Origin of the sequence: Bacillus cereus group sp. N14 (genome assembly GCF_016483555.1) — a bacterium.
Lineage (GTDB): Bacteria > Bacillota > Bacilli > Bacillales > Bacillaceae_G > Bacillus_A > Bacillus_A wiedmannii.
In genome coordinates, this window is the sequence record NZ_JAEHBQ010000003.1 from 178,204 (window position 1) to 202,059 (window position 23,856).

Genomic DNA, 23,856 nt, shown 5'->3' on the forward strand with positions numbered 1-23,856 from the left:
CCATATATTTTGTTTATTCCAGTTGAAACGATTAATTGTCTGATGAAAAAAGTGTTCTAGATATGAAAAAAGAAATATACAATGCTACAAAACAAGTAGAACAAATAATCATTTTCTCAAAAAATGTTCTGGATGAAGGCAGGTGACATCATGTGGAGAACGTACCTTTATTACATGTAAAGAGAATGAGTAAGGCGTTTTCAAATCAACATGTGTTAAAAGAGGTGAACTTACAAGTAGAGCGTGGCGATATATACGCTTTAGTTGGAGGAAATGGTGCTGGAAAATCAACATTAATGAAAATATTAACGGGGTTATATTCGTATGATAGTGGAGAAATGTATGTAAAAGGAATGAGGAAACAGTTTGTAAATCCGGAAAAAGCACACCGAGAAGGGATTTACTTAATACCACAAGAACCACTCGTTTTTCCGCATATGACCATTGAAGAAAATATATGTATCGGACTAAAAGGGAAGAAAAAGGAATTAAAAGTAAAGATTCAGCAATTGATTGACAGTTTAAGATGGGATATTGACCTTAAAGAATTAGGAGGATCACTATCCATTGCGCAGCAACAGTTAGTAGAAATCGTTAGAGGATTAATACGGGAAGCCGAGATTCTTATTTTAGATGAGCCAACATCGACATTAACAACTCACGAAATAAAGAGTCTTTTTGTGATGATGAAAAGCTTACAAGAAAAAGGAATTGGAATGATATATATTACGCATCGCTTTCCAGAAATCTTTGAAATTGCCAACAAAGTAGCGATATTACGTGATGGAATGATTGTAAGCCAAGGTGATGTATGTGACTATACATATGACATGCTAATGGAGGGGTTATTGCCGAAAGGGTATAAACAAGAAGAGAAAAGAGAAATAGTGCAAGAGACAAAAGAAACGAAAAAAATATTAGAAGTAATTGATATAACGAGTCACGCATTCGAAAATATATCATTTACTGTACATGCTGGAGAGATTGTAGGAATTGCTGGCATTGTTGGATCAGGCAGAACGGAATTAGCAGAAGCCATATTTGGATTGAAGTCTATAAAATTAGGTTCTATTTTATTAGAAGGAAAATCAATTGATTCATGCTCTTTGCATAAAAGACTTAGCGAGGGATTAGTTTATGTGCCAGAGGATAGAGCAAGAAATGGTATTTTCTCAATTGCATCGGTTAAAGAAAATATGACTGCAGCAAGTTTACATCAGAATAGTCGATTTTTCATTAACCAAGAAAAAGAAAGCGCTTTATTGAAGGCGTATATAGAACAGTTTCGAATTGTTGTACGAAGCATGGATGAAGTTCTAGCATCTTTATCGGGAGGTAATCAGCAAAAAGTCGTGCTTGCAAAATATCTTGCGTGTAATCCGAAAATTATTATTCTTGATGAGCCGACTCGCGGAATTGATGCGAAAGCAAGGCTTGAAGTGTATGAGACGATAGAAAAAATGAAAAGGGAAGGACTCGCAATTTTATTAATCTCTTCAGATGTTGAAGAAATTGTCCAATTAGTAAACCGTGTATATGTAATGCGAAATGGACAATTTGTTTCTCATTTAGAGAAACAAAATATGACTGTAGATGAAGTTACACGTCTTGCATACGGAGGTGTAACGGAATGAAACGTATGTATAAAATGCACGAAACATCTATCATACTATTATTACTCATTTACATTGCCATTGTCGGAATGATAAATCCAAGTTTCGTTCAGCTTAACTCGTTATCTTTAATGATGAAATCAAGCGTTATTTTAGTTGTCCTAGCAATTGGCCAATCGTTCGTCTTATTTACGAAAAATATAGACGTATCAGTCGGTTCAATTATGGGATTAAGCGCAGCTGTTTGCGGGATGTTGTTAACGGATGGATATCATGCATTTTTGTCCATACTTGCTGCTATTTTACTTGGCGCTATTCTCGGTTTTATAAATGGGATTGGCGTTGCGAAGTTTCGGGTACCAGCCATTATTATGACATTAGGCATGCTAGGAATTATTAGAGGTACAATGTTAATTTTCACAGGCGGGAAGTGGATTGAAGATATTCCAAACGATTTTAAGCAGCTGTCATCTATCATCATTCTTGGTTTACCTATAACTGTATGGTTCGTTCTTATTATTTTACTACTACTATACTTCTTTTTAAGAAAAGTGCCATTTGGAAGATACTTTTATGCGGTAGGTGACAATGAAGATGGCGCGAGACTTATTGGTATACCTGTTAATAAAGTGAAGATATATGCGTTTATGATTTCAGGCATAAGCGCTGCGCTCGCTGGTTGCATATTTGTTATGAATATCGGGTTCGTCCCAAATCAAACAGGTACAGGATTAGAATTACAAGTAATCGCAGCCGCTGTACTAGGCGGAATTCATTTAAAAGGAGGAACAGGATCTTTATTTGGAGCTGCATTAGGAGCGTTATTTTTAGAAACAATAAGTAGCTCACTCGTCTTTTTAAAAATACCAGCATTTTGGAATAATGCTATTTCAGGTTTTTTATTATTACTTATCATCATATTAGATAGTGTTATGAAAAAGTGGAAGGCAGAAAGGAGGATGAATCTATGAAGTATGTATATAGATGGGAAGGGGTTCTAATTGTATTACTTCTTGTAGAATTCATTCTCTTTAGTTTAATCAATAGTGATTTTTTAAACGTTAGTAATCTCTTATTTAGTACAAATGATTTTCTATTTATAGCAATCGCAGCGATACCAATGACTTTCGTTATTGTAACAGGAGGAATTGACGTTTCTGTAGGATCTATTATGGGGTTAACTTCGATTATAATTGGTGTACTTTGGATGAATGGAATACCTATTTTGCTAGCTGTCATATTAACTCTTATAATTAGTTGTTTAGCAGGAGCTTTAAACGGAATCATTATAAAAATGACAGATGTAGAGCCACTTGTCGTTACACTCGGAACGATGTTTTTATACGGCGGAATTGCACTCGTCATTTCAGGAGGGGCAGGTGCTTCTGGATATGAAGGGATAAGTGGTTTGCCTGACGCATTTGTACAACTGGCAAATGGTAGTTTTATAGGAATACCGAATTTATTATGGCTACTGATCGTATTAACAGTTTTATGTACTGTATTATTTCATCGAACTATATACGGGCGCCATGTAAAATTAACAGGTGCGAACGAAAATACAGCAAAATACACTGGGATTAAAACGAAAAAAGTAGTCATTATTGCTTACATACTTTCCGGGTTAGGAGGTGGATTAGGAGGCGCTTTCTTAACTGCCTACTTCGGTTCCGCACGTGCTGATATGGGAAGTGAAACAATTTTACCAATCATTACAGCAGTCGTCTTAGGTGGTACACTTATTACAGGCGGAAAAGGAAGCATTATCGGTACTGTACTGGCGAGTATTTTCATTGGGCTCATGCAGTATGGCTTGCAAATGACGGGTTTAACAAATGAACAATCTAACGTAGTTATTGGTATTATTCTTATTCTTTCAGTTATTATGAGACATTTCAAATTACATCAATTCACACCGTGGAAAAGAAAGAACTTGCATAAGGGGGAAATGTCATGAAGAGAAAACTGGGGATTGTATTCATTGTATGCATTTGTTTAATCGGTTTAATCGCTTGCTCTAGTCAAACGGCAGATAAGAAAAGGGCAGATGATGTGAAATTTGCATTCATTCCGAAATTAACTGGAGTTGGCTTCTTTACATCGGGCGGTGAAGGAGCAAAAGAGATGGGAGATAAACTAGGTGTACAAGTGAAGTATGATGGACCGTCTGAAGCAAGTGTATCGGGGCAAGTGAAATATATAAACAACTTTATTAATCAAAACTATGATGCACTTATGGTCTCTTCTACGTCAGTAGATGGTTTATCACAATCATTACAACGAGCTAAGAAAAAAGGAATGACTGTTTTAACGTGGGATTCTGATGTGAATCCGAAAGACCGTTCATTTTATATAAGCCAAGGAACACCAGATCAACTTGCTAACTTATTAATTGAAATGACTTCCAAACAAATTGGAGATAAAGGAAAAGTAGCATTCTTTTATTCTAGCCCAACAGTAACAGATCAAAACCAATGGGTAACGAAAGCGAAAGAAATTATTAAAAAGAAATATCCGAATTGGGAAATTGTAACGACGCAGTACGGCGAAAATAATGCGCAAAAGTCTTTATCTGTAGGAGAGAACATTTTAAAAACGTATCCAGATATTAATGCAGTCATTTGTCCAGATGCAACGGCACTTCCGGCGATGGCACAAGCAGCGGAAAACTTAAAAATGGATAAAAAAGTCGTTGTAACAGGGTTTTCTACACCGAATGTTATGCGTGATTATGTAAAACGAGGAACAGTACAGCAATTCGGATTATGGGATGTAAAACAACAAGGTGCACTCGCAACGTATGTAGCAAATGAAATAGTAGTAAAAGGGAAGAAGTTAAAAGTAGGGGATAGCTTTGAAGTAGAAGGAATCGGAAAAGTGAAAGTAGAGCCAAACTCTATTCAAGGATATGATTATGAGGCAGAAGGAAACGGAATTATCGTACTACCAGAACGAGTTGTATTTACAAAGGATAATATTGATAAATATAATTTCTAGTAACGAAAAAACGTCCGAATATATCGGACGTTTTCATTTCTTCATTAATTATGAACCGTTTCTTTTTCATTTAATCCAAGGGTACGACCTGTAGAAGTGTGAAGGTCTTGGAATAATCTTGGATTTTCTGTTAATGAAATGCCGTAAGAAGGAATCATTTCTTTTATTTTTCCTTCCCATTCTACCATGCGGCTTGGGAAGCATTTTTCTAATACTTCAAGCATGACGTGAACGGCAGTAGAAGCACCCGGTGATGCACCTAGTAACGCCGCGATTGATCCATCAGCCGCACTGACAACTTCTGTGCCGAATTGAAGTGTACCTTTACCGCCAGCATCAGTGTCTTTAATTACTTGTACACGCTGACCAGCAACTACAATATCCCAATCTTCACTTTTCGCGTTCGGAATGAATTCGCGTAATTCTTCCATACGTTTTTCGTGAGATAACATAACTTGCTGAATTAAGTATTTTGTTAATCCCATTTCTTTTACACCAGCAGCTAACATCGTTAAGACGTTATTTGGTTTTACAGAACCAATTAAGTCAAGGTTTGAGCCAGTTTTTAAGAACTTAGGAGAGAACCCTGCGAACGGTCCAAATAGTAAAGCTTTTTTATTGTCTATATATCTCGTATCAAGGTGAGGTACAGACATTGGCGGAGCGCCAACTTTAGCTTTACCATATACTTTCGCATGATGTTGCTCGACAACTTTCTGGTTTTTACATACCATAAATAGTCCACTTACAGGGAATCCACCGATATGTTTTGATTCAGGGATACCAGTCTTTTGTAGTAGAGGTAGACTACCGCCACCGCCGCCGATAAAGACGAATTTTGCAGTGTGATGCTCAATTTTACCACTATTCATATCGTGTACTTTTACTTCCCACAAACCATTCTTTGTGCGTTTAATATTTTCGACACTATGTTTGTAGTTTAGCTCGACATTTTTCGTTTGTAAGTAATCAAACAACATACGTGTTAATGCACCGAAGTTAACATCTGTTCCAGAATCAATCTTCGTTGCAGCCATTGGTTCGTTAGGTGTACGTCCTTCCATAATGAGTGGAAGCCATTTTTTTAATGTTTCAGGAGCATCGGAAAATTCCATACCTTGAAACAGTGGATTTTTTGAAAGCGCTTCAAAACGGTTTTTTAGAAACTCAACATTTTTTTCACCTTGTACTAAACTCATATGAGGTAGAGGCATAATGAAATCTTGTGGATTACGAATTAATTTACTTTTTACAAGATATGCCCAAAATTGTCTTGAAAGCTGGAATTGCTCATTCACTTTTACAGCCTTACTAATATCTATAGATCCGTCAGATTTTTCGGAAGTATAGTTCAGTTCGCATAGCGCAGAATGCCCTGTACCTGCATTATTCCATTCATTAGAGCTTTCTTCCCCGGCACTTGCGAGTTTTTCAAAAACTTTAATTTCCCATTCAGGTGCTAATTCTTTTAGTAATGAGCCTAACGTTGCACTCATAATTCCTGCACCAATTAAGATAACGTCTGTTTTTTGCTGCATGTTGCTCATGATAATCTCTCCATCCCCTATATTGGCAAAAAAGAGTAGGTGTTTTCTATGTCTAAGCCGTAAAAGAGAAACACCGCCTAGGCCCCACCTAGGTATTTACCTTTTTTGTCTCAATTGTATAACCATCTCATACTCTATTATAATAATTAATAGACTAAAATATCTAGTGTTATCTGATAATTTTAAACTATTTAACGTTTTATTCGCCAAAAATCTTATTTAACAAGCTCTTTTAAGGTGATAAATAGAAAAAAATTACAGTTTGAAATTATCTCGAAAAAGCTTACGTATCCTTAAGTGACTAAATTGAGTACCTTTTTATGGAAGTATTCTTTCTGTAATGGTAAGATTATTCTGAAAAAAAGGAGGAACTCTAATGCGTACAAAAGAGCAAATTTCAAACTTATTTCGAAACTTTTCAATAAAGGAATGTAAAGGGTCAAGTGATTTATATGAATATTTATCGATGAAAATTGCTGAAGATGAGGAAGTACTTACACTATCGTCCTATGCTCAGGTAGGTCAACCAGTCCCAAACTTACTATTAGGTGCAGTACATTATTTATTGTTAGCAGGGAAAGAACATCATTTAAAAACGTATTATAGTAGTTTAGTTGAAAATGCCGATACAAATTTAGATAAAGCTTTTGATCACTTTAAAGATTTCTGTAAAGAGTACCGAGAAGAAATCATTACTTTGTTACAAACGAAACTCGTTCAAACGAATGAAGTAAGAAGGTGCGCATATTTATACCCAAGTTTCTGCTACATATTTAACAAAGTGAAGAAGCCGTTAGCGTTAATTGAAATTGGGACAAGTTCTGGGTTGCAACTGTTCTGGGACCAATATAGTTATTCGTACGGGACGGATGAAATGTACGGAAATATAAATTCAAATGTGCATGTAACTTCTGAAATAAGAGGGGAGAATGTGCCGCATTTTCTAAAAGAAAGCCCATCTGTCGTAGAAAGAATCGGACTGGACTTACATGTGAATGATTTACATAATGAGGAAGATTATTTATGGTTACGTGCTTTAATTTGGCCAGAACATAAAGAAAGGCTTGAGATGTTTGATCAAGCTGCATCTTTAGTGAAAAATGAATCTGTCCAATTAATAGAAGGAGACGGTGTAGAGCTATTATCATCTATTATTGAACAAATAAGTGAAGAAGCTGTTATTTGTATTTTCCATACACACGTCGCAAATCAAATACCAGAACAAGTAAAACATAAGTTAGAAAAACAAATACAAGAAATTGGCGCAAAACGTGATGTATTCCACCTTTATAACAACATGTGGGATCGTGACCTTCATATTGATTATTATATTAACGGAAACGAATATCGTGAAACGGTTGGAGAAACAGAAGGGCATGGGAAATGGTTTAGCTGGAAGATTGGAAATGAGACGCTTATTTAGATTAATAGGGGTGCCCTCACTTGTAAAAGATGGGGCCATAGGCTCAATCATGGACTAAATGGTTAAGGAATAAATTTATTAGTAACATACAAAAAATGCTTCGGAGAAATCCTAAGCATTTTTTGTATTGCATTTAAACCCCATAATGGATCATATACTTTATAACAGCTGAATAGTTGATGATTTTCATGGCGCCATTACTTCTTTATTGGATACGAGCTGGAAAGATAAATTAAAATCTGTTTCTTCAAATTTAGCTTTTGTATAATACTCCTCCAAACTAATGTTCATTTGTTCTTCAGAAAAAAGATAAATTAAATCGTAATTTCAATTTGATTACCTTCAGGATCGCTTATCACACTTTCGTAATAGCCATCTCCAGTGAAACGTGGTCCATTTAATAAAGGATAACCATCATTTTTTAATGTTGTAGTTAATTCATTTACGCGTTCTTCACTACCGACAGAGAAAGCCATATGAGCATAGCCAGTTATGTTAAGGTTAGGCTCGTTTTCTATACCTTTTTTACGCATAATTTCAAGTCTTGCTCCAGATTCGAACGTAATAAAATAAGATTCAAATTGTTTCAATTCATTATGATATAAAGAGTTCGATTTACCATTAAAGTACTTCGTATAGAAAGAACGCATTAATTCTAAATCATTTACCCAAATTGCAATATGATCTATTTTCATAGTTTTTACCAATCCTAACTTAACTAATTAGGCTTTCACTTTATAAAAATTGTTTTTGCATTGCAAGAATTTTGATTGGGTGTTGAAGGTGGTATTAATTTTTGGTTATTTATGAGCATACAATGTGTAATTAAGTAAAGGAGCAACATAGTAATTAAAGAAAAAGGTGAATGTAGCATATGAATCAATTTGAGCAAATGATGTACGTTGGTGTCATCATGTCTACTGTACTATCCGTAATGATTTTAGGGTCCTTATATTATAATCCTCGACTATCGTTAACTGATTATCCGAAAGATATTCAAAAAGTAGTTTTTCCAAAATCGATTCATGAAAAAAAGCAAACCATTTACTTTAATATTGTATATAATGCTATTCTTTTCGGTTGTCCTTTCGTTTCTACATATATATTACATAAGCATGAAAAATTAATGTATATGGATGCTTATTTACACACTTTTGGTATTTTAATGATTTTCAATTTAGTAGATTTACTTATAATTGATTGGCTAATTTTTTGCTGGATTACTCCAAGGTTTGTTGTGATTCCTAGTACGGAAGGAATGAAGGGATATAAAGATTATAAGTTTCATTTAAGAGGGGCTATAGTCGCTACTCAATTTTTAGCAATCGTAAGTTTATTTTTGGCGGGAATTGCAACGACTATTTAGTGTGAAGAAGGGCATGAAGCTTTTATAAAAGATAAGGAGATTTATAATATATAGAATTAGAAATAAGAATTTGTTAGTATTGAAGTGATGAGTTTTAATAACAGTATATTAAGCGGTATTAATATACTGTTGCAAATGTTTTGATATTATGTAAAATTATACAATTTTACAGAGGCATTTGATAAAATTCAAAAAAATATAATGGAGGCTAATATGAAAAAAGTAATTGGCGCAGCAACAGCAACTATTTTTGGATTGGGGGCGTTTACCACAACCGCTACCGCAGAAACAATCGTAACAGCAGATGTACTTAACGTACGTGAAAAACCGACTACAGAATCAAAAGTTGTCGAAAAAGTAAAGAATGGGCAAGAGTTAAAAGTCATTAATACCGAAGATGGCTGGTCAAAAATTGAGTTAAATGGTAAGGAAGTATTTGTAAGTTCGGAGTTTACTAAAGATGTGTATCATGTAACGGCAAATTTGTTAAATGTACGTACTGAAGCAAACACAGATTCAGAAATTCTTGGCAGACTAAAAAAAGATGATGTAATTGAATCAACGCATCAAGTAAAAGACGGATGGCTGCAATTTGAGTATAAAGGAAAAACAGCTTATGCAAACGTTTCTTTCCTATCAAGTACAGCACCAACTGAAAAGAAAACTGAAGAGAAAGCAAAGCAAGTAGCGAAAGTACAAAAATCAGTTAAAGAAAAGAAAGAAGTAAAGACGCAGAAAGTAGCAAAAGCGAAAGAAACAACGAAAGCACAAGAAATAGTAAAGCCTAAAGAAGAAGTAAAAGTTAAAGAAGAACCGAAAGCGCAAGAAATAGTAAAACCTAAAGAAGAAGTAAAAGTTAAAGAAGAACCGAAAGCGCAAGAAATAGTAAAGCCTAAAGAAGAGGCGAAAGTATCAGAGAAAGTAAAAGTTAAAGAAGAACCGAAAGCGCAAGAAATAGTAAAACCTAAAGAAGAGGCAAAAGTTAAAGAAGAAGTAAAAGCTAAAGAAGAAGAAAAAGCGCAAGAAATAGCAAAAGCTAAAGAAGAAGAGAGAGCAAGAGAAATAGCAAAAGCTAAAGAAGAAGAGAGAGCAAGAGAAATAGCAAAAGCTAAAGAAGAAGAGAGAGCAAGAGAAATAGCAAAGGCTAAAGAAGAAGAGAGAGCGAAAGAAGTATCAAAAAACAACATACAGTCTGCTAAACGTGAATTAACGGTAGTAGCGACAGCGTATACTGCTGATCCAAGTGAAAATGGTACATATGGTGGACGCGTTTTAACTGCTATGGGGCATGATTTAACGGTAAATCCGAATATGAGAATTATCGCAGTTGACCCGAAAGTAATCCCATTAGGATCTAAAGTATGGGTAGAAGGTTATGGAGAAGCTATCGCTGGTGATACTGGAAGCGCAATTAAAGGTAATCGTATTGATGTATTAATGGGGTCAAAAAGTAAAGCTATGAATTGGGGAAGAAAAACTGTTAAAGTGAAAATTTTATAGTAACTATAATGATCCAAATAGAAGTCAGTTCTCTTTATTGAGGCTGGCTTTTATTTTTTTAGCGGAAGTATGTATGTTGCTACAATTACACAAGATATCGAGGAACGTGAACTTATTCTAGTAGTTGATTTCCAGTTCGGGGAAATGAATATATACTATTATTTATGTAAAGATTGTTCAATTATAAAAACGGAAACACAAAGTACATAACAAGCCTAACATATTATGTTAGGCTTGTTTTTTGATCGCAACATCATTAAGAATTGCATCAAATATATCTTTTTGCGTAAAGTTATCTGTAAAAATAGTTTCTCTGGCAACCTCAATTGTATCGTGCGGATTATACCATTTTTGGAGGGAATCTTCACCAAATTCATATCGTTTGTCCCTTGTGTTATGTCGTCTAATAGTTTCCTCTAATGATAAATCAAAATAATATGTAAATGCATTTTCATCAAAATAACGCATTAATTCTTTTAACATCTCACCATACCTACGACTGTTCAATATACCTTCTAAAATAACAAATTCACATTTTCCTTTTCCGTACTTTGTAATTTCAAATAGTAAATCATGTGATAAGTTACCCATTGTGTCGTGTACTCTAAGCATATCTCTACGTACAATATCCTGCGATACTAAAAGTGTACCTTGTCCGAAATGTTTTTGTAGTTGCTTTGCGATTGTTGTTTTACCACTTGCGGAGTTTCCTCTAAGAATGATTAATGTTGATTTAAGGATAGGATTAGACATAATGAATTCCCCCAGCATGAATGATTATATAGGAAATTTTAACAAATAAACCATGGGAAGTGTATAATTAATAGGATGGAAATAAAAAGGTGGGAGCTAGATGGAACATGAATTAAATAAGGAGCAGCCGATTTGGAAACGGACATGGTTTCGCTATCTAGGGGCATTTATAATTGTTCAATTGTTGTTTATTATTTGTGAGGTTACTGGATGGGCACCAAATTTTAAGCCAAGTGGAGAGTTTTTAAATAGAATTTTACATTCTGAATTTTTTACGGAATGGTTCACTCCATATGAAATTCCTCATTTTAACGTATTTACAGCATTTTTTGCGATTACATTACTACCATATGCATTAGTAGGTGCAATGAAAGATATAACATCAAGAAAAAATATAAAGGAATAATAGAGGTATAATATGCTTTTTCAAAAAGAAGGTTTATTGATTAGATACGTAATGGAAGATGATGCATCTATCATTTCTAAATGGTTAACGGACCCAGCAGTCCTGCGGTATTACGAAGGACGAGATAATCCGCAATCTGTAGAAAAGGTGCTTGATCATTTTATACATAATCCAAACAGTAATGAAAAAAGATGTTTAATAGAATTTGATACCGTTCCGATTGGTTACATACAAATGTACCCAGTTGATTCAGAGTGGAAAGTGTTATATGGCTATAAAGAATCACAAGATGTATGGGGAATGGACCAATTTATCGGTGAACCAGCCTATTGGGGAAAAGGAATTGGGCAAAAACTCGTTCAGGCAGCAATTACATACATTATGGGTGAAATGGGAGCAGAAGCAATCACAATGGATCCGAAAGTAAATAATGAACGAGCGATAAAGTGTTATGAAAAATGCGGATTTAAAAAAGTAAAGATTTTAAAGGAACATGAGCTGCATGAGGGGAAACTAGAAGATTGTTGGATGATGGAATACAAACAATTATAATGAATATGCAATGGCTTATATAAACGAAGGGAGCTGTGCGAAATGAAAAAAGCATTAATCGTAATTGATGTGCAAGCCGGTATGTATACAGCTGGAATGCCAGTACATAATGGGGAAAAGTTTTTACAAACATTGCAAGAGCTTATTGGGGAATGTCGTTCAAATGATATTCCAGTTATTTATGTCCAACATAATGGTCCTAAAGACCATCCGTTAGAAAAAGGTACGGATGGATGGCGAATCCATGCGACCATCACTCCGCAAGAAGGGGATAATATTGTTGAGAAGACGACGCCAGATTCATTCCATAAGACAAACTTAAGCGAAGTGTTACAAGAGAAAGGAATTGAACACGTTATTCTTTCGGGAATGCAAACAGAGTATTGTGTAGATACGACAACGCGCAGAGCATGTAGTGAAGGATATAAAGTAACGTTAGTGAGTGATGCGCATAGTACATTTAATACAGAAGTGTTACGTGCTGAAGATATTGTGAAACATCATAACACAGTATTGGGAGCGTTTGCGGATGTTATTGCATTAAAAGACTTGAAAGTGGCTGCCTCTAAATAAGAGGCAGTTTTTTTATTAGAAAAATAGCGTTAAATATTGTCGGTAAGTCGATATTTTGAAATAGTCGTTTATATAATTTCACGTACCATAATGAAAAAATACAAAAAAGGAGCACCACATAATTAAAAAGGGCGCTCCTGCATCAAAATGTTATTTCTTCTTATCTTTATCCAATACATTCTGTTCTTCAGCAAATTCCGTACCATATGCAAAGCGGCGATTAATATGAATGTTATCGTTGTTGTGCCTTGTGTGTGAGTTAGAAAAGCGATGAACGATTACTTCAGATAATGTAAAGACAGTAGCGGAAAGGAAACTCCCCCATGCAATTTGCATGTAATTGTCTAATAAAATATTACCGAAAATCCATACGCTTAAATACGTTAGTAAGAAATCCGACATAATGGCACCGGTATTGCCTATTCGGTTTAATATGATTTTATCGACGAACATATAGGAAACGATTGTAACAAAGAGACTAAATGAAATAATTTGGACGAACGTTGCAGGGAAAAATAAAGCGAGTCCAATACTAAATGCGATAATGCACGATATAAATTTGATAAGTACTACAGTAAAACCATTCAATATTTACACCTCCGATTTATACATAGTTTTACAATAAATTTAGGAGTTCATACATTGTAACGAATATATTTACATAAAACTTTTTCATGTTCATTTTTTGTCTAAATATTAAAAAAAAAAAGAAAAAATGTTATAGTAAAATGAGAGTATATGACATTTTTAGGTAAGGGGGAATCCATGATGTGGATTACTTCAGAAGTAGAAATTCCAGAGGAGTTAATTGATCATCTTGAACAAGGAAAGTTAGTACTATTTGTTGGAGCGGGAGTTTCTATGAAAGGGAAATCAAACTTACCGAATTTTGATGATCTAGTTGATGAGATTGCGAAAACGTTATATGTAGAAACGCGTGAAATAACAGAACCTCATGATTATTATCTTGGTAAAATTGCGAAAACAAAAGATATACATCAAGTTGCAAGAGATTTAGTTCATATTGAAAAATCAAAGCCGAATCCGCTTCATTATGCGATTCCGAGGTTGTTTCCTTTAGATACGGAAGTCCGCATTGTCACGACAAATTTTGATCGGCATTTTACAACTGCGATGAAAGAAATGAATAGAGAATTAAACGTATATTACGCACCTGCGTTACCTACAGGTAGAGCGTTTAAAGGACTCGCTTACATACATGGCAATATAGAACAAGAGAAAGAAGCTTTAATTTTAACAGATGGTGATTTTGGAAGGGCTTACTTGACCGAAGGCTGGGCAAGAAGGTTTTTAGTTGATTTATTCTCGAATTATACTGTTTTATTCGTTGGATATAGCCATAATGACCCAGTAATGAAATATTTGGCTACTGGTTTACCGCCAAGTACAAGGCGTTATGCATTTGTTGCACAAGGGGAAAATACGTACCATTGGGAGCATTTAGGAATACGGCCGATTGTATACCCGAATAAAGGTAATAATCATCAATCTCTTGTTAAAGCAGTGAAGCGATGGGCAGAATTAATGGGAGATAATTATATTACAAAACGAATGCGGATTCGTGACATAGTAACAGTTCCACCGTCAGTAGAGCAGGAACAATTATCGTACATAAAACAATCCATAAAAAAAATTGAAACAGTCCGCTACTTTGTTGAATTCGCTCATGATTATGAATGGGTGGAATGGCTTGAAGCAGAAGGGAAATTACAAAATTTATTTTTAGTTACATCAAACGATAATGAGGTAGATGAATTACTTGCAGAATGGTTGGTGGAACAATTTCTTTTTAGTCATCAAAAAGAATTATTTCAATTAATTTTTAAAAATCATTCTAAAATATCTCCGTTATTATGGAGAACAATTTGTAGCTACTTAAACGAAACGAAAATTAAAATGGACCCGTTGTTGTTTGCAAGATGGACACTTCTTTTATTAGAAACAGCTGAAAAAGATAGTAAATCTATTGAAAAAATTTCTTGCTTACTGCAAAAATGTTCTTTTCCTGAGCATAAAGAAATTGCTTTATTATTACTAACGTTTATTTTGGACGGAAAACTGAAATTGAAGCGGGAAAGAAAATGGGGAAATGATACGCAAGAATCAATAGAACTTGAGGAATCGAGTCGTTTACCAGTGTCTACATTTTCTTATGTGGAGCAAATTTGGAATGAGAAGATGAAACCTCATATTTCCTATTACGCCGTACCAATTATGATGATGGGAATAGAGAAGATGCGAATGTTATCACTACGACAAACGGCACTGAAAAAAAAGGATAAGGAAAATGTTGAAAAAGAGTTTCAGCAAAATGATCTTGCATTTTTAATTCAAACTGTAAAAGAGTGTTTAGCCTATTTGTGTGAAAATAATGAAAAAAAAGCAAATTATTATATTACAGAAATGATAGAAGCAAACAGCATGCTTCAGAACCGAATTGCAATTGATGCGATGAATAAAAATATATTCGTTAGCGCCGATGCCAAAATGAAATGGTTGTTACAGGAAGGACTTCTTTTAGATGTCACGTATAAACACGAAGTTTTTCAACTTATAAAAAATCATTTCGCACACTCTTTAGAAAAAACAAAGGAAGAGGTTATTCAAATTGTATTGAAGGACCTTGCAGAGGAGAGAGCATTTGATGCTTGTTTAGTTTTAGATTTATTATTCACTTGTGATTCGAATAGTCCATCTACAGCAAAAGGTTATGAGTTAATGAAGCAAAAACATCCTCACTTTCATTCTGATCGATATAGTGTACAAAAGAAAGAGACGGCAGATCAAAGTATTACTTGCAATGTAACTGCTGATGGATTATTGCAGTTGAAAGACGATGAAATTATGAAGCAAGTTCGTCAATTTTCTCAAGATGGTGTTTTTGAACAACGCCATTTTTTAGAGATGTTATCGAAAGCATGTAAGTTGAATATAGAATGGAGTATTTCATTTGCCTATCAATTAGTTGGTACGCACGAAATAAGTAATGAAGTATGGTTTGTTTGTATTAGAGAGTGGCGAAATAATCGAGGATTGACAAATGAACAAATCCAAAAAGTAATTCCGCTATTACAGAAATTTGTTAGAAATACTTCTTTTCATTGGTTAATTAGTAGCTTTCTATATGAAATTAGTAATCGATTAGAAGAGTTAGAGGAAAATAGTATACGCAGTGTGAAACGTTTTGCTTTTTCGGTATTCCCTCAAGTAATGAAAAGTGATACAGATTTTAAGCTTGGAAAACAAGACTTTTACAATGAATCGATCCAGCATCCTGTTGGGAAAATGACAGCTGTATTATTAAAACTGTTATCATATGATCATTTATACGATCGTAATGTATATGAATATTTATTTTTATTTGAAGAACAAGTAAGAGTTAGTAAAGAACGGACAAATTTTATGTTAGCTCGTTTAGTAGCAGATGTTACATTTCTTTATCATATTGAGAAGCAATGGTGCCGAAAATATTTGTTGCCATGCTTAGATTTAAAGAAAGAAAATGAGATTACGAAATATGCATGGGCAGGCTTATGTTACACGCAAATCAATTTACCTTTATTTACAGAAATGAAACGATTTATTAAGTATGCAGTAGAACATTTGGAAGTATTACATCCGCATACGAGGGAAGCTTTCTTGAAATGGCTCAGTTTTGTATTTATTAAATGTGTACTGTATTGGGAGCAAAAAACAGATTGGTTATACCCGTTACTTATACGAGAAAATGAAGAAAATAAAATTAAATTTATGCAGTTTTTATGCTATTACGTCAAAACGTTAAGTGCAAAAGAACAACAAAAATTTTGGGCATCTTGGCTCAGTGTATTTTTACGAGAGCGACCGAAAATGGGTGAAATCACAGCTAGAGAATATGTAATGCTTTTGCGTATTATTTTATTTATGGATGAAATAGTAGAAAGAGGATTATCTATAATAAAAACATTTTCAGGTTTGGTTGGAAAAGGGAATCAAACGGAGTTAAAACAGTTGTTTAATGAAATACTTGAAAAGACAGAGAGTATAAAAATGTATAAAGAATTGTATGCAAATGTATTTTTCACTTTACTACAAACGCTTCAAGAAGCCGATTTACTTGAAAATGAAATCATTCAAATAAAAGAAATATTAATCCAGTATGGAGTAGAAAAATATGTATTAAATGCAATAGATAATGAGATAATTCGCATCGGAATTGTTATGGAGAATTTACAAGAAGAAATGTAGGACGGAAGTGGAATTTTAAAAAAAATATAAAAAGTTGTTGACAGTGTTTTGAAAAGCGTTCTATAATACGAATCATACTTATTCAATTTCAAAAACATTTGAATAAACAAAGTGCAATGAAGAGATCACAGTAGTGGTTAGTCTTACTGTAACAGAGAGCTGGTGGTTGGTGTGAACCAGTACAGGGATAATCATGAATTACAGTCTTGGAGCATCTTTTTCGTAGTAAAGATAGTATTGTCTTTATGAAGAAAAAGCGGTCAATTGATCGTTAACAGCGAAGAGAGGTAGACGGAAAGTTAGTCTACAACTAGGGTGGTACCGCGATAAATATCGTCCCTACTGATTTATTCAGTAGGGACTTTTTGTATTTTAGTGGTCTAACTTGAAAATTAAATATATATGCGTTGAAAGGAAAAGCAGTAGTTGTTGTTTCCCTGTAACAGAGAGCTGGTGGTTGGTGCGAACCAGTACAAAAACAAGAGCGAATTACAGTCCTAGAGCATCTTTTTCGTAGTAAAGATAGTATTGTCTTTATGAAGGGAAAGACGGTCAGATGATCGTTAACAATGAAGAGAGGTAGACGAAATAAGTCTACAACTAGGGTGGTACCGCGATAAATATCGTCCCTACTGATTGGATCAGTAGGGATTTTTTGTACAAAAAAGTGGGTTTTGATTGAGTTGATAGTGTCCTTATAGTAAGTATTTGTTTAAAATAAGAAGAGGTATCGATTCCACTTAAATTTTGTATAATTTATCAGTTCAGAAAATAGAGAATTTTTCATTCTCTTACTATACTTTTAAAACATTAGAGGAGGATTTCCAAATGGCAAATCATGAATTAGATCAATTACGTAAACAGGTAGATGAAATTAACTTACAACTATTACACCTTTTAAACAAACGTGGTGAAATCGTTCAAAAAATTGGGGAGCAAAAGCAAGTACAAGGTACGAAACGTTTTGATCCAGTACGTGAGCGTGAAGTACTTGATATGATCGCAGAGCATAACGAAGGACCATTCGAAACGTCAACAGTTCAACACATTTTCAAAACAATCTTCAAAGCTAGCTTAGAATTACAAGAAGATGATAACCGTAAAGCATTACTAGTATCACGTAAAAAGAAACAAGAAAATACAATCGTTAATGTAAAAGGTGAATTGATTGGAAACGGAACACAAACGTTCATCATGGGACCTTGTGCGGTAGAAAGCTTAGAGCAAGTTCGCCAAGTAGGGCAAGCGATGAAAGACCAAGGTCTAAAATTAATGCGCGGTGGTGCTTTCAAACCAAGAACATCTCCATACGATTTCCAAGGTTTAGGAGTAGAAGGATTACAAATTTTACGCCAAGTAGCAGATGAGTTCGACTTAGCGATCATTAGTGAAATCTTAAATCCGAACGATGTTGAAATGGCGCTAGACTACGTTGATGTCATTCAAGTTGGTGCACGTAACATGCAAAACTTCGATTTATTACGAGCTGTAGGTAAAGTTAACAAGCCAGTATTATTAAAACGTGGATTAGCAGCAACAATTGATGAGTTCATTAACGCAGCTGAGTACATCATTGCACAAGGTAACGACCAAATTATTCTATGTGAGCGTGGTATCCGCACATACGAAAGAGCGACACGTAACACATTAGACATTTCAGCAGTACCGATTTTAAAGAAAGAAACACATTTACCAGTAATCGTTGACGTAACGCATTCAACTGGACGCAGAGATTTATTATTACCAACAGCGAAAGCAGCGCTTGCAATTGGCGCAGATGCAGTAATGGCTGAAGTACACCCAGACCCAGCGGTTGCATTATCAGATTCTGCACAACAAATGGATATTCCAGAATTCCATAGATTCATGGATGAGTTAAAAGGTTTCAAAAATAAATTATCTTAATTCCATATCATATATGCGCTGAAGAGGAGACAGTAGTGCTTATCTCACTGTTAAAGAGAGCTGATGGTCGGTGTGAATCAGTACAAAGATAAGCATGAATTACAGCCTTGGAGCATCTTTTCCGCCAACTTTTGGAGGGAAAGACGGTCAAACGATCGTTACAGAAGAAGAGAGGTAGACGATAGTTGTCTACAACTAGGGTGGTACCGCGATAAACATCGTCCCTACTGAGCGCTCAGTAGGGACTTTTTTGTACAAAAAAATAGTAAAGGGGCAAGAGAAATGAGATACATTACAGCTGGAGAATCACATGGACCGCAGTTAACAGTTATTTTAGAAGGTGTACCAGCAGGTTTAACATTAACATCGGAACATATTAATAAAGAATTATTAAGAAGGCAAAAAGGGCACGGACGCGGAAGACGCATGCAAATAGAAACTGATACAGTTGAAATTGTAAGTGGTGTTCGTCATGGGATGACACTTGGCTCACCAATAACGTTAATCGTTAAAAATGATGATTTCAAACATTGGACGAAAGTAATGGGTGCAGAGCCAATTTCGGAAAAAGAAAGTAAAGATATGAAACGTACAATTACAAAACCACGTCCAGGACATGCAGATTTAAACGGTGCAATTAAATATGGACATCGTGATATAAGAAACGTATTAGAGCGCTCATCTGCAAGAGAAACGACAGTTCGCGTAGCTGCTGGTGCAGTTGCGAAACAAATTTTGAAAGAATTAGGCGTAGAAATTGCAGGGCATGTTCTTGAAATTGGTGGGGTACAAGCGAAACGAATTTCAAACTTACCAATAGAAGAAATTCAAACGATTACTGAAAATTCACCAGTTCGATGTTTAGATAAAGAAGTAGAACAAGAGATGATGGATGCGATAGATAACGCTAAAAGTAGTGGGGATTCAATCGGCGGTATTGTTGAAGTCATTGCAGAAGGTATGCCAATTGGCGTTGGTAGTTACGTTCATTACGATCGTAAATTAGATGCAAAACTTGCTGGTGCAATTATGAGTATTAATGCATTTAAAGGTGCTGAAATTGGCGTTGGTTTTGAAGCAGCAAGACAGCCAGGAAGTAAAGTACACGATGAGATATTATGGGATGAAGAAAATGGATACACGAGAAAAACGAATAATGCCGGCGGTTTAGAAGGCGGTATGACAACAGGAATGCCAATTGTCGTAAGAGGTGTTATGAAGCCAATACCTACATTATACAAACCGTTAGCAAGCGTTGATATTGATACGAAAGAAGCATTCCAAGCGAGTATTGAAAGATCTGATAGTTGTGCAGTACCAGCAGCAGGTGTAGTAGCTGAATCTGTTATAGCATGGGAACTTGCACATGCACTAGTCGAACAATTCGGAAAAGATCGTATGGATTTAATTCAGCAAAACATTACGCAACATAATAAATACGCAAAAGAATTTTAATAAAAAGGTGGTTTTAACATGCAAGTAAAAGATCAACTATCATCATTACAACCATATAAACCAGGTAAATCACCTGAACAAATGAAAGAAGTGTACGGAGATCATTCATTTGTCAAATTAGCATCAAATGAAAATCCATTCGGCTGCTCACCACGTGTTTTAGATGAGTTGCAAAAATCGTGGTTGGAACATGCTTTATATCCTGACGGAGGTGCTACAGCACTCCGTCAAACAATTGCAAATAAGTTACATGTTCAAATGGAACAAATACTTTGCGGTAGTGGTTTAGATGAAGTCATTCAAATAATAAGCCGTGCAGTACTTAAAGCAGGAGATAACATCGTAACGGCTGGTGCAACATTCCCGCAGTACCGTCATCATGCAATTATTGAAGGTTGTGAAGTGAAAGAAATCCCTTTAAATAACGGTGTATACGATTTAGACGAAATTTCGTCAGCAATAAATAATAATACGAAAATCGTATGGATTTGTAATCCGAACAACCCGACAGGCACATATGTGAATGATCGAAAATTGACTCAATTTATTGAAGGTATTAGTGAAAATACGTTAATTGTCATTGATGAAGCGTACTATGAATACGTAACAGCAAAGGATTTCCCAGAGACATTACCGCTTTTAGAAAAACATAAAAACATTCTTGTACTTAGAACATTTTCTAAAGCGTACGGATTAGCTTCTTTCCGCGTTGGATATGCAATTGGACAGGAAGAGCTAATCGAGAAATTAAATGTCGTACGTTTGCCATTTAACGTATCTTCATTAGCGCAAAAAGCAGCGACGATTGCTTTTGGTGATGACGAGTTTATTGAGGAAATAGTTCGTGTGAATACAGAGGGATTACAACAATACGAAAGCTTTTGTAAAGAAAATGAAATTCCGTTTTATCCATCGCAAACAAATTTCATCTTCTTGCCAGTTGAGAATGCTGGGGAGATTTATGAAGCTTGTGCACACGCAGGATTTATTATTCGTCCGTTCCCAAATGGTGTCCGTATTACAGTCGGAACAAGGGAGCAAAATGAAGGAGTGATTTCAGTGTTAAAACAACACTTTGAAAATAAAAAAAGAAAGTCTCGAGATGAGGAAAATGCGTAAAAAGGTAGTTTTAATTGGAACTGGTTTAATCGGAGGCTCTCTCGCATTAGCAATTAAGAAAGAGCACGATGTAACGATAACAGGTTATGATATATTTCAAGAACAAGTAGAGCGTGCAAAAGAATTACATGTAGTAGATGAAGTAGCAGTAGATTTACAGCATGCATGTGAAGAGGCGCATTTAATTGTGTTTGCTTCTCCAGTTGAAGAAACGAAGAAGTTATTACACAAATTAGCGTCATTTCATTTACGAGAAGATGTTATTGTAACAGATGTTGGTAGTACAAAAGGGACGATCATGAATGAAGCGGAAGCTTTATTTTCAAAGGAAGTCTCTTTTATTGGTGGACATCCGATGGCAGGTTCTCATAAAACGGGAGTTGAAAGTGCAAAAGCACATTTATTTGAAAATGCATTTTATATTTTAACGCCGATGAATCATGTGCCAAATGAACATGTGGAAGAACTGAAGCGTTGGTTACAAGGAACAGGATCTCATTTTCTCGTTCTAAATACAGAGGAACATGATTATGTAACAGGGATCGTTAGTCATTTTCCGCATCTTATCGCAGCTGGATTAGTAAAGCAAGTGGAGAAACATGCAGGAGATAATCCGCTCATTCATCAACTAGCTGCCGGAGGGTTTAAAGACATTACACGTATCGCATCTAGTAGCCCAAAAATGTGGAGTGATATTGTTAAGCAAAATCGCGAGCATTTAATGGTATTATTAAAAGAGTGGATCTCTGAAATGGAAGATTTATATGATACAGTTTCTACCGGAGATGCAGGCGAGATTCAAAACTATTTTGCAGACGCGAAAGAATACCGTGACTCTTTACCAGTACGAAAGAGAGGGGCAATTCCTGCCTATCACGACTTATACGTCGATGTTTTAGATAAAGTAGGGGCATTGGCTCATATTACGAGTATTTTGGCACGCGAAGAAATTAGTATTACGAACTTGCAAATATTAGAAGCACGTGAAGGGTTGCTTGGGGTATTACGTATTAGCTTCCAAAGAGAAGAAGATCGTATGAAAGCAAAGCTAGCGCTTAGAGAAGAAAAATACCAAACTTATGAAACAATTTAAATGAGAAGGTGAAAACATGAAGGAAAGAACAATAGAACCTGTTAATAACGGATTAAATGGTATTATTACAATTCCAGGAGATAAATCCATTTCACACCGCGCTGTCATGTTCGGCGCGATTGCAGAAGGAAAAACAACAATTAAAGGTTTCTTGCCCGGTGCAGACTGTTTAAGTACAATTTCTTGCTTTAAAGAAATGGGAGTAGAAATCGTGCAAAACGGTGATGAAGTCACTGTAGTTGGTAAAGGATTAGAAGGCTTACAAGAACCGAAAGCTGTATTAGATGTTGGTAATTCTGGTACAACAATACGTTTAATGTCAGGAATTTTGGCAAATACACCATTTTTCTCTTGCGTACAAGGTGATGCATCTATCGCAAAAAGACCGATGAAACGTGTTACAAATCCATTAAAACAAATGGGTGCAAACATTGATGGCCGCGAAGAAGGGACGTTTACACCGTTAACAATACGTGGTGGAGATTTAAAAGCAATTGAATACACTTCACCTGTAGCGAGTGCGCAAGTAAAGTCAGCTATTTTACTTGCAGGTCTTCGTGCAGAAGGTGTAACAGCTGTTACAGAACCACATATTTCACGTGATCATACGGAAAGAATGCTTGAAGCATTTGGTGTTAACGTAACTCGCGAGGGAAAAACAGTGAAACTTGCAGGTGGACAAAAGTTAACAGCGACAGACGTTCAAGTACCAGGTGACGTATCATCAGCAGCATTTTTCTTAGTAGCAGGTGCAATTATTCCAAATAGTAAACTAGTATTACAAAATGTAGGAATGAACCCAACTCGTACAGGTATTATTGATGTTTTAGAGAAAATGGGTGCTACTTTTACTGTAGAGCCAATTAACGAAGGAGCATCAGAACCAGCTGCAAATATTACAATTGAAACATCTTCATTAAAAGGAATCGAAATTGGCGGAGATATTATCCCAAGATTAATCGATGAAATTCCTGTTATCGCCTTAGCGGCAACGCAAGCAGAAGGAATTACAGTAATTAAAGATGCGCACGAATTAAAAGTAAAAGAAACGAACCGTATTGATACAGTCGTTGCGGAGTTAACGAAACTAGGAGCGCGCATAGAAGCAACTGATGACGGGATGATTATTTACGGGAAATCAGCACTAAAAGGCAATACAGTAAATAGTTACGGTGATCACCGCATCGGAATGATGCTTGCAATTGCCGGCTGTCTAGCAGAAGGAAAAACAACAATTGAAGACGCAGAAGCAGTAGGCGTATCATATCCTACATTCTTCGAAGAACTTCAAAAGTTAGCAAAATAA

General features: G+C 35.4%; 20 protein-coding genes and 3 other annotated features. Of the genes, 16 read left to right on the top strand and 4 right to left on the bottom strand.

Annotated elements, in window-relative coordinates; all coding sequences use genetic code 11:
* Positions 1 to 152: 152 nt before the first annotated feature.
* From JDS82_RS06630 to lsrB, 4 genes are read left to right on the top strand one after another with little or no spacing between them, the layout of a single operon-like run.
* On the top strand, positions 153 to 1,634 hold the full coding sequence (locus tag JDS82_RS06630; RefSeq protein ID WP_199712896.1) for a sugar ABC transporter ATP-binding protein: 1,482 nt from the start codon (positions 153 to 155) through the stop codon (positions 1,632 to 1,634).
* The gene (locus JDS82_RS06635) at positions 1,631 to 2,584 is read left to right on the top strand and encodes an ABC transporter permease subunit (RefSeq protein ID WP_199712897.1); all 954 of its coding nucleotides are present in this window, start codon (positions 1,631 to 1,633) and stop codon (positions 2,582 to 2,584) included. Before JDS82_RS06630 ends, JDS82_RS06635 begins: the two co-directional genes overlap by 4 nt.
* The gene (locus tag JDS82_RS06640) at positions 2,581 to 3,570 is read left to right on the top strand and encodes an ABC transporter permease (RefSeq protein ID WP_000878528.1); all 990 of its coding nucleotides are present in this window, start codon (positions 2,581 to 2,583) and stop codon (positions 3,568 to 3,570) included. Before JDS82_RS06635 ends, JDS82_RS06640 begins: the two co-directional genes overlap by 4 nt.
* Entirely contained in the window at positions 3,567 to 4,610 is a 1,044-nt protein-coding gene (lsrB, locus tag JDS82_RS06645) for an autoinducer 2 ABC transporter substrate-binding protein LsrB (RefSeq protein ID WP_048566170.1), read from the top strand. The genes JDS82_RS06640 and lsrB overlap by 4 nt, the downstream gene beginning before the upstream one ends.
* A gap of 44 nt (positions 4,611 to 4,654) precedes the next feature.
* On the opposite strand, the gene JDS82_RS06650 is transcribed toward lsrB, so the two are convergent.
* Positions 4,655 to 6,157 carry a malate:quinone oxidoreductase gene (locus JDS82_RS06650; RefSeq protein ID WP_000069157.1) on the bottom strand — a complete coding sequence of 501 codons (1,503 nt, stop codon included), beginning with the start codon at positions 6,155 to 6,157 and terminating at the stop codon, positions 4,655 to 4,657.
* A gap of 376 nt (positions 6,158 to 6,533) precedes the next feature.
* Between JDS82_RS06650 and JDS82_RS06655 the strand changes: the two genes are divergently transcribed.
* Entirely contained in the window at positions 6,534 to 7,580 is a 1,047-nt protein-coding gene (locus JDS82_RS06655) for a DUF2332 domain-containing protein (protein WP_064057080.1), read from the top strand.
* 314 nt (positions 7,581 to 7,894) lie between these two features.
* Here the strand turns inward: JDS82_RS06655 and JDS82_RS06660 are convergent, their stop codons facing one another.
* Positions 7,895 to 8,275 (bottom strand): VOC family protein, encoded by a 381-nt coding sequence (locus tag JDS82_RS06660; protein WP_064057081.1) that lies wholly within the window; start codon positions 8,273 to 8,275, stop codon positions 7,895 to 7,897.
* A 179-nt stretch (positions 8,276 to 8,454) separates the two neighbouring features.
* On the opposite strand from JDS82_RS06660, the gene JDS82_RS06665 reads away from it, so the two are divergent.
* Both JDS82_RS06665 and entB read left to right on the top strand, forming a co-directional pair.
* Positions 8,455 to 8,946: a hypothetical protein gene (locus JDS82_RS06665; RefSeq protein ID WP_064057082.1), complete on the top strand. Its 492-nt coding sequence runs from the start codon at positions 8,455 to 8,457 to the stop codon at positions 8,944 to 8,946.
* Between the two features lie 213 nt (positions 8,947 to 9,159).
* A complete protein-coding gene (entB, locus tag JDS82_RS06670; RefSeq protein WP_242474883.1) occupies positions 9,160 to 10,446 on the top strand; it encodes a cell wall-binding protein EntB in 1,287 nt (428 codons plus the stop codon).
* Positions 10,447 to 10,674: 228 nt separating this feature from the next.
* On the opposite strand, the gene JDS82_RS06675 is transcribed toward entB, so the two are convergent.
* Positions 10,675 to 11,199: a kinase gene (locus JDS82_RS06675; RefSeq protein ID WP_064449470.1), complete on the bottom strand. Its 525-nt coding sequence runs from the start codon at positions 11,197 to 11,199 to the stop codon at positions 10,675 to 10,677.
* 100 nt (positions 11,200 to 11,299) lie between these two features.
* On the opposite strand from JDS82_RS06675, the gene JDS82_RS06680 reads away from it, so the two are divergent.
* Genes JDS82_RS06680 through JDS82_RS06690 form a run of 3 tightly spaced genes read left to right on the top strand, consistent with a single transcriptional unit; the run spans position 11,300 to position 12,730 of the window.
* Positions 11,300 to 11,605, top strand: coding sequence for a YfzA family protein (locus tag JDS82_RS06680; protein ID WP_064449469.1), 306 nt, complete (start codon positions 11,300 to 11,302; stop codon positions 11,603 to 11,605).
* A 12-nt stretch (positions 11,606 to 11,617) separates the two neighbouring features.
* The gene (locus JDS82_RS06685) at positions 11,618 to 12,157 is read left to right on the top strand and encodes a GNAT family N-acetyltransferase (RefSeq protein ID WP_064057084.1); all 540 of its coding nucleotides are present in this window, start codon (positions 11,618 to 11,620) and stop codon (positions 12,155 to 12,157) included.
* A 42-nt stretch (positions 12,158 to 12,199) separates the two neighbouring features.
* Positions 12,200 to 12,730, top strand: a complete 531-nt coding sequence (locus tag JDS82_RS06690) for a cysteine hydrolase family protein (RefSeq protein WP_064057085.1) — start codon at positions 12,200 to 12,202, stop codon at positions 12,728 to 12,730.
* Between the two features lie 150 nt (positions 12,731 to 12,880).
* On the opposite strand, the gene JDS82_RS06695 is transcribed toward JDS82_RS06690, so the two are convergent.
* Positions 12,881 to 13,318, bottom strand: coding sequence for a YndM family protein (locus tag JDS82_RS06695; protein ID WP_001013096.1), 438 nt, complete (start codon positions 13,316 to 13,318; stop codon positions 12,881 to 12,883).
* A 180-nt stretch (positions 13,319 to 13,498) separates the two neighbouring features.
* Here JDS82_RS06695 and JDS82_RS06700 point away from each other — a divergent pair, with 180 nt between their 5' ends.
* The 6 genes from JDS82_RS06700 to aroA all read left to right on the top strand — a co-directional run bounded on the left by JDS82_RS06700 (position 13,499) and on the right by aroA (position 23,856).
* The gene (locus JDS82_RS06700) at positions 13,499 to 16,978 is read left to right on the top strand and encodes a DUF4020 domain-containing protein (RefSeq protein ID WP_242474888.1); all 3,480 of its coding nucleotides are present in this window, start codon (positions 13,499 to 13,501) and stop codon (positions 16,976 to 16,978) included.
* A 107-nt stretch (positions 16,979 to 17,085) separates the two neighbouring features.
* Positions 17,086 to 17,322, top strand: a binding site (T-box leader).
* Positions 17,323 to 17,376: 54 nt separating this feature from the next.
* Positions 17,377 to 17,612, top strand: a binding site (T-box leader).
* 194 nt (positions 17,613 to 17,806) lie between these two features.
* Positions 17,807 to 18,883 (top strand): bifunctional 3-deoxy-7-phosphoheptulonate synthase/chorismate mutase, encoded by a 1,077-nt coding sequence (locus JDS82_RS06705; RefSeq protein WP_001273578.1) that lies wholly within the window; start codon positions 17,807 to 17,809, stop codon positions 18,881 to 18,883.
* 9 nt (positions 18,884 to 18,892) lie between these two features.
* Positions 18,893 to 19,112 (top strand) — a binding site (T-box leader).
* Positions 19,113 to 19,165: 53 nt separating this feature from the next.
* Entirely contained in the window at positions 19,166 to 20,338 is a 1,173-nt protein-coding gene (gene aroC, locus JDS82_RS06710) for a chorismate synthase (RefSeq protein ID WP_061673330.1), read from the top strand.
* Positions 20,339 to 20,356: 18 nt separating this feature from the next.
* A complete protein-coding gene (gene hisC / locus JDS82_RS06715) occupies positions 20,357 to 21,457 on the top strand; it encodes a histidinol-phosphate transaminase (protein WP_061673331.1) in 1,101 nt (366 codons plus the stop codon).
* Positions 21,450 to 22,550, top strand: a complete 1,101-nt coding sequence (tyrA, locus tag JDS82_RS06720; protein WP_001228146.1) for a prephenate dehydrogenase — start codon at positions 21,450 to 21,452, stop codon at positions 22,548 to 22,550. Before hisC ends, tyrA begins: the two co-directional genes overlap by 8 nt.
* 16 nt (positions 22,551 to 22,566) lie before the next feature.
* Entirely contained in the window at positions 22,567 to 23,856 is a 1,290-nt protein-coding gene (aroA, locus tag JDS82_RS06725; RefSeq protein WP_000664597.1) for a 3-phosphoshikimate 1-carboxyvinyltransferase, read from the top strand.

Coding starts and splice junctions, on each gene's coding strand:
- lsrB (WP_048566170.1), top strand. CDS start 3,567: ATGAAGAGAAAACTGGGGATTGTATTCATTGTATGCATTTGTTTAATC.
- JDS82_RS06665 (WP_064057082.1), top strand. CDS start 8,455: ATGAATCAATTTGAGCAAATGATGTACGTTGGTGTCATCATGTCTACT.
- aroA (WP_000664597.1), top strand. CDS start 22,567: ATGAAGGAAAGAACAATAGAACCTGTTAATAACGGATTAAATGGTATT.
- JDS82_RS06640 (WP_000878528.1), top strand. CDS start 2,581: ATGAAGTATGTATATAGATGGGAAGGGGTTCTAATTGTATTACTTCTT.
- JDS82_RS06635 (WP_199712897.1), top strand. CDS start 1,631: ATGAAACGTATGTATAAAATGCACGAAACATCTATCATACTATTATTA.
- JDS82_RS06675 (WP_064449470.1), bottom strand. CDS start 11,199: ATGTCTAATCCTATCCTTAAATCAACATTAATCATTCTTAGAGGAAAC.
- aroC (WP_061673330.1), top strand. CDS start 19,166: ATGAGATACATTACAGCTGGAGAATCACATGGACCGCAGTTAACAGTT.
- JDS82_RS06650 (WP_000069157.1), bottom strand. CDS start 6,157: ATGAGCAACATGCAGCAAAAAACAGACGTTATCTTAATTGGTGCAGGA.
- JDS82_RS06660 (WP_064057081.1), bottom strand. CDS start 8,275: ATGAAAATAGATCATATTGCAATTTGGGTAAATGATTTAGAATTAATG.
- hisC (WP_061673331.1), top strand. CDS start 20,357: ATGCAAGTAAAAGATCAACTATCATCATTACAACCATATAAACCAGGT.
- tyrA (WP_001228146.1), top strand. CDS start 21,450: ATGCGTAAAAAGGTAGTTTTAATTGGAACTGGTTTAATCGGAGGCTCT.
- JDS82_RS06690 (WP_064057085.1), top strand. CDS start 12,200: ATGAAAAAAGCATTAATCGTAATTGATGTGCAAGCCGGTATGTATACA.
- JDS82_RS06700 (WP_242474888.1), top strand. CDS start 13,499: ATGTGGATTACTTCAGAAGTAGAAATTCCAGAGGAGTTAATTGATCAT.
- entB (WP_242474883.1), top strand. CDS start 9,160: ATGAAAAAAGTAATTGGCGCAGCAACAGCAACTATTTTTGGATTGGGG.
- JDS82_RS06680 (WP_064449469.1), top strand. CDS start 11,300: ATGGAACATGAATTAAATAAGGAGCAGCCGATTTGGAAACGGACATGG.
- JDS82_RS06655 (WP_064057080.1), top strand. CDS start 6,534: ATGCGTACAAAAGAGCAAATTTCAAACTTATTTCGAAACTTTTCAATA.
- JDS82_RS06705 (WP_001273578.1), top strand. CDS start 17,807: ATGGCAAATCATGAATTAGATCAATTACGTAAACAGGTAGATGAAATT.
- JDS82_RS06685 (WP_064057084.1), top strand. CDS start 11,618: ATGCTTTTTCAAAAAGAAGGTTTATTGATTAGATACGTAATGGAAGAT.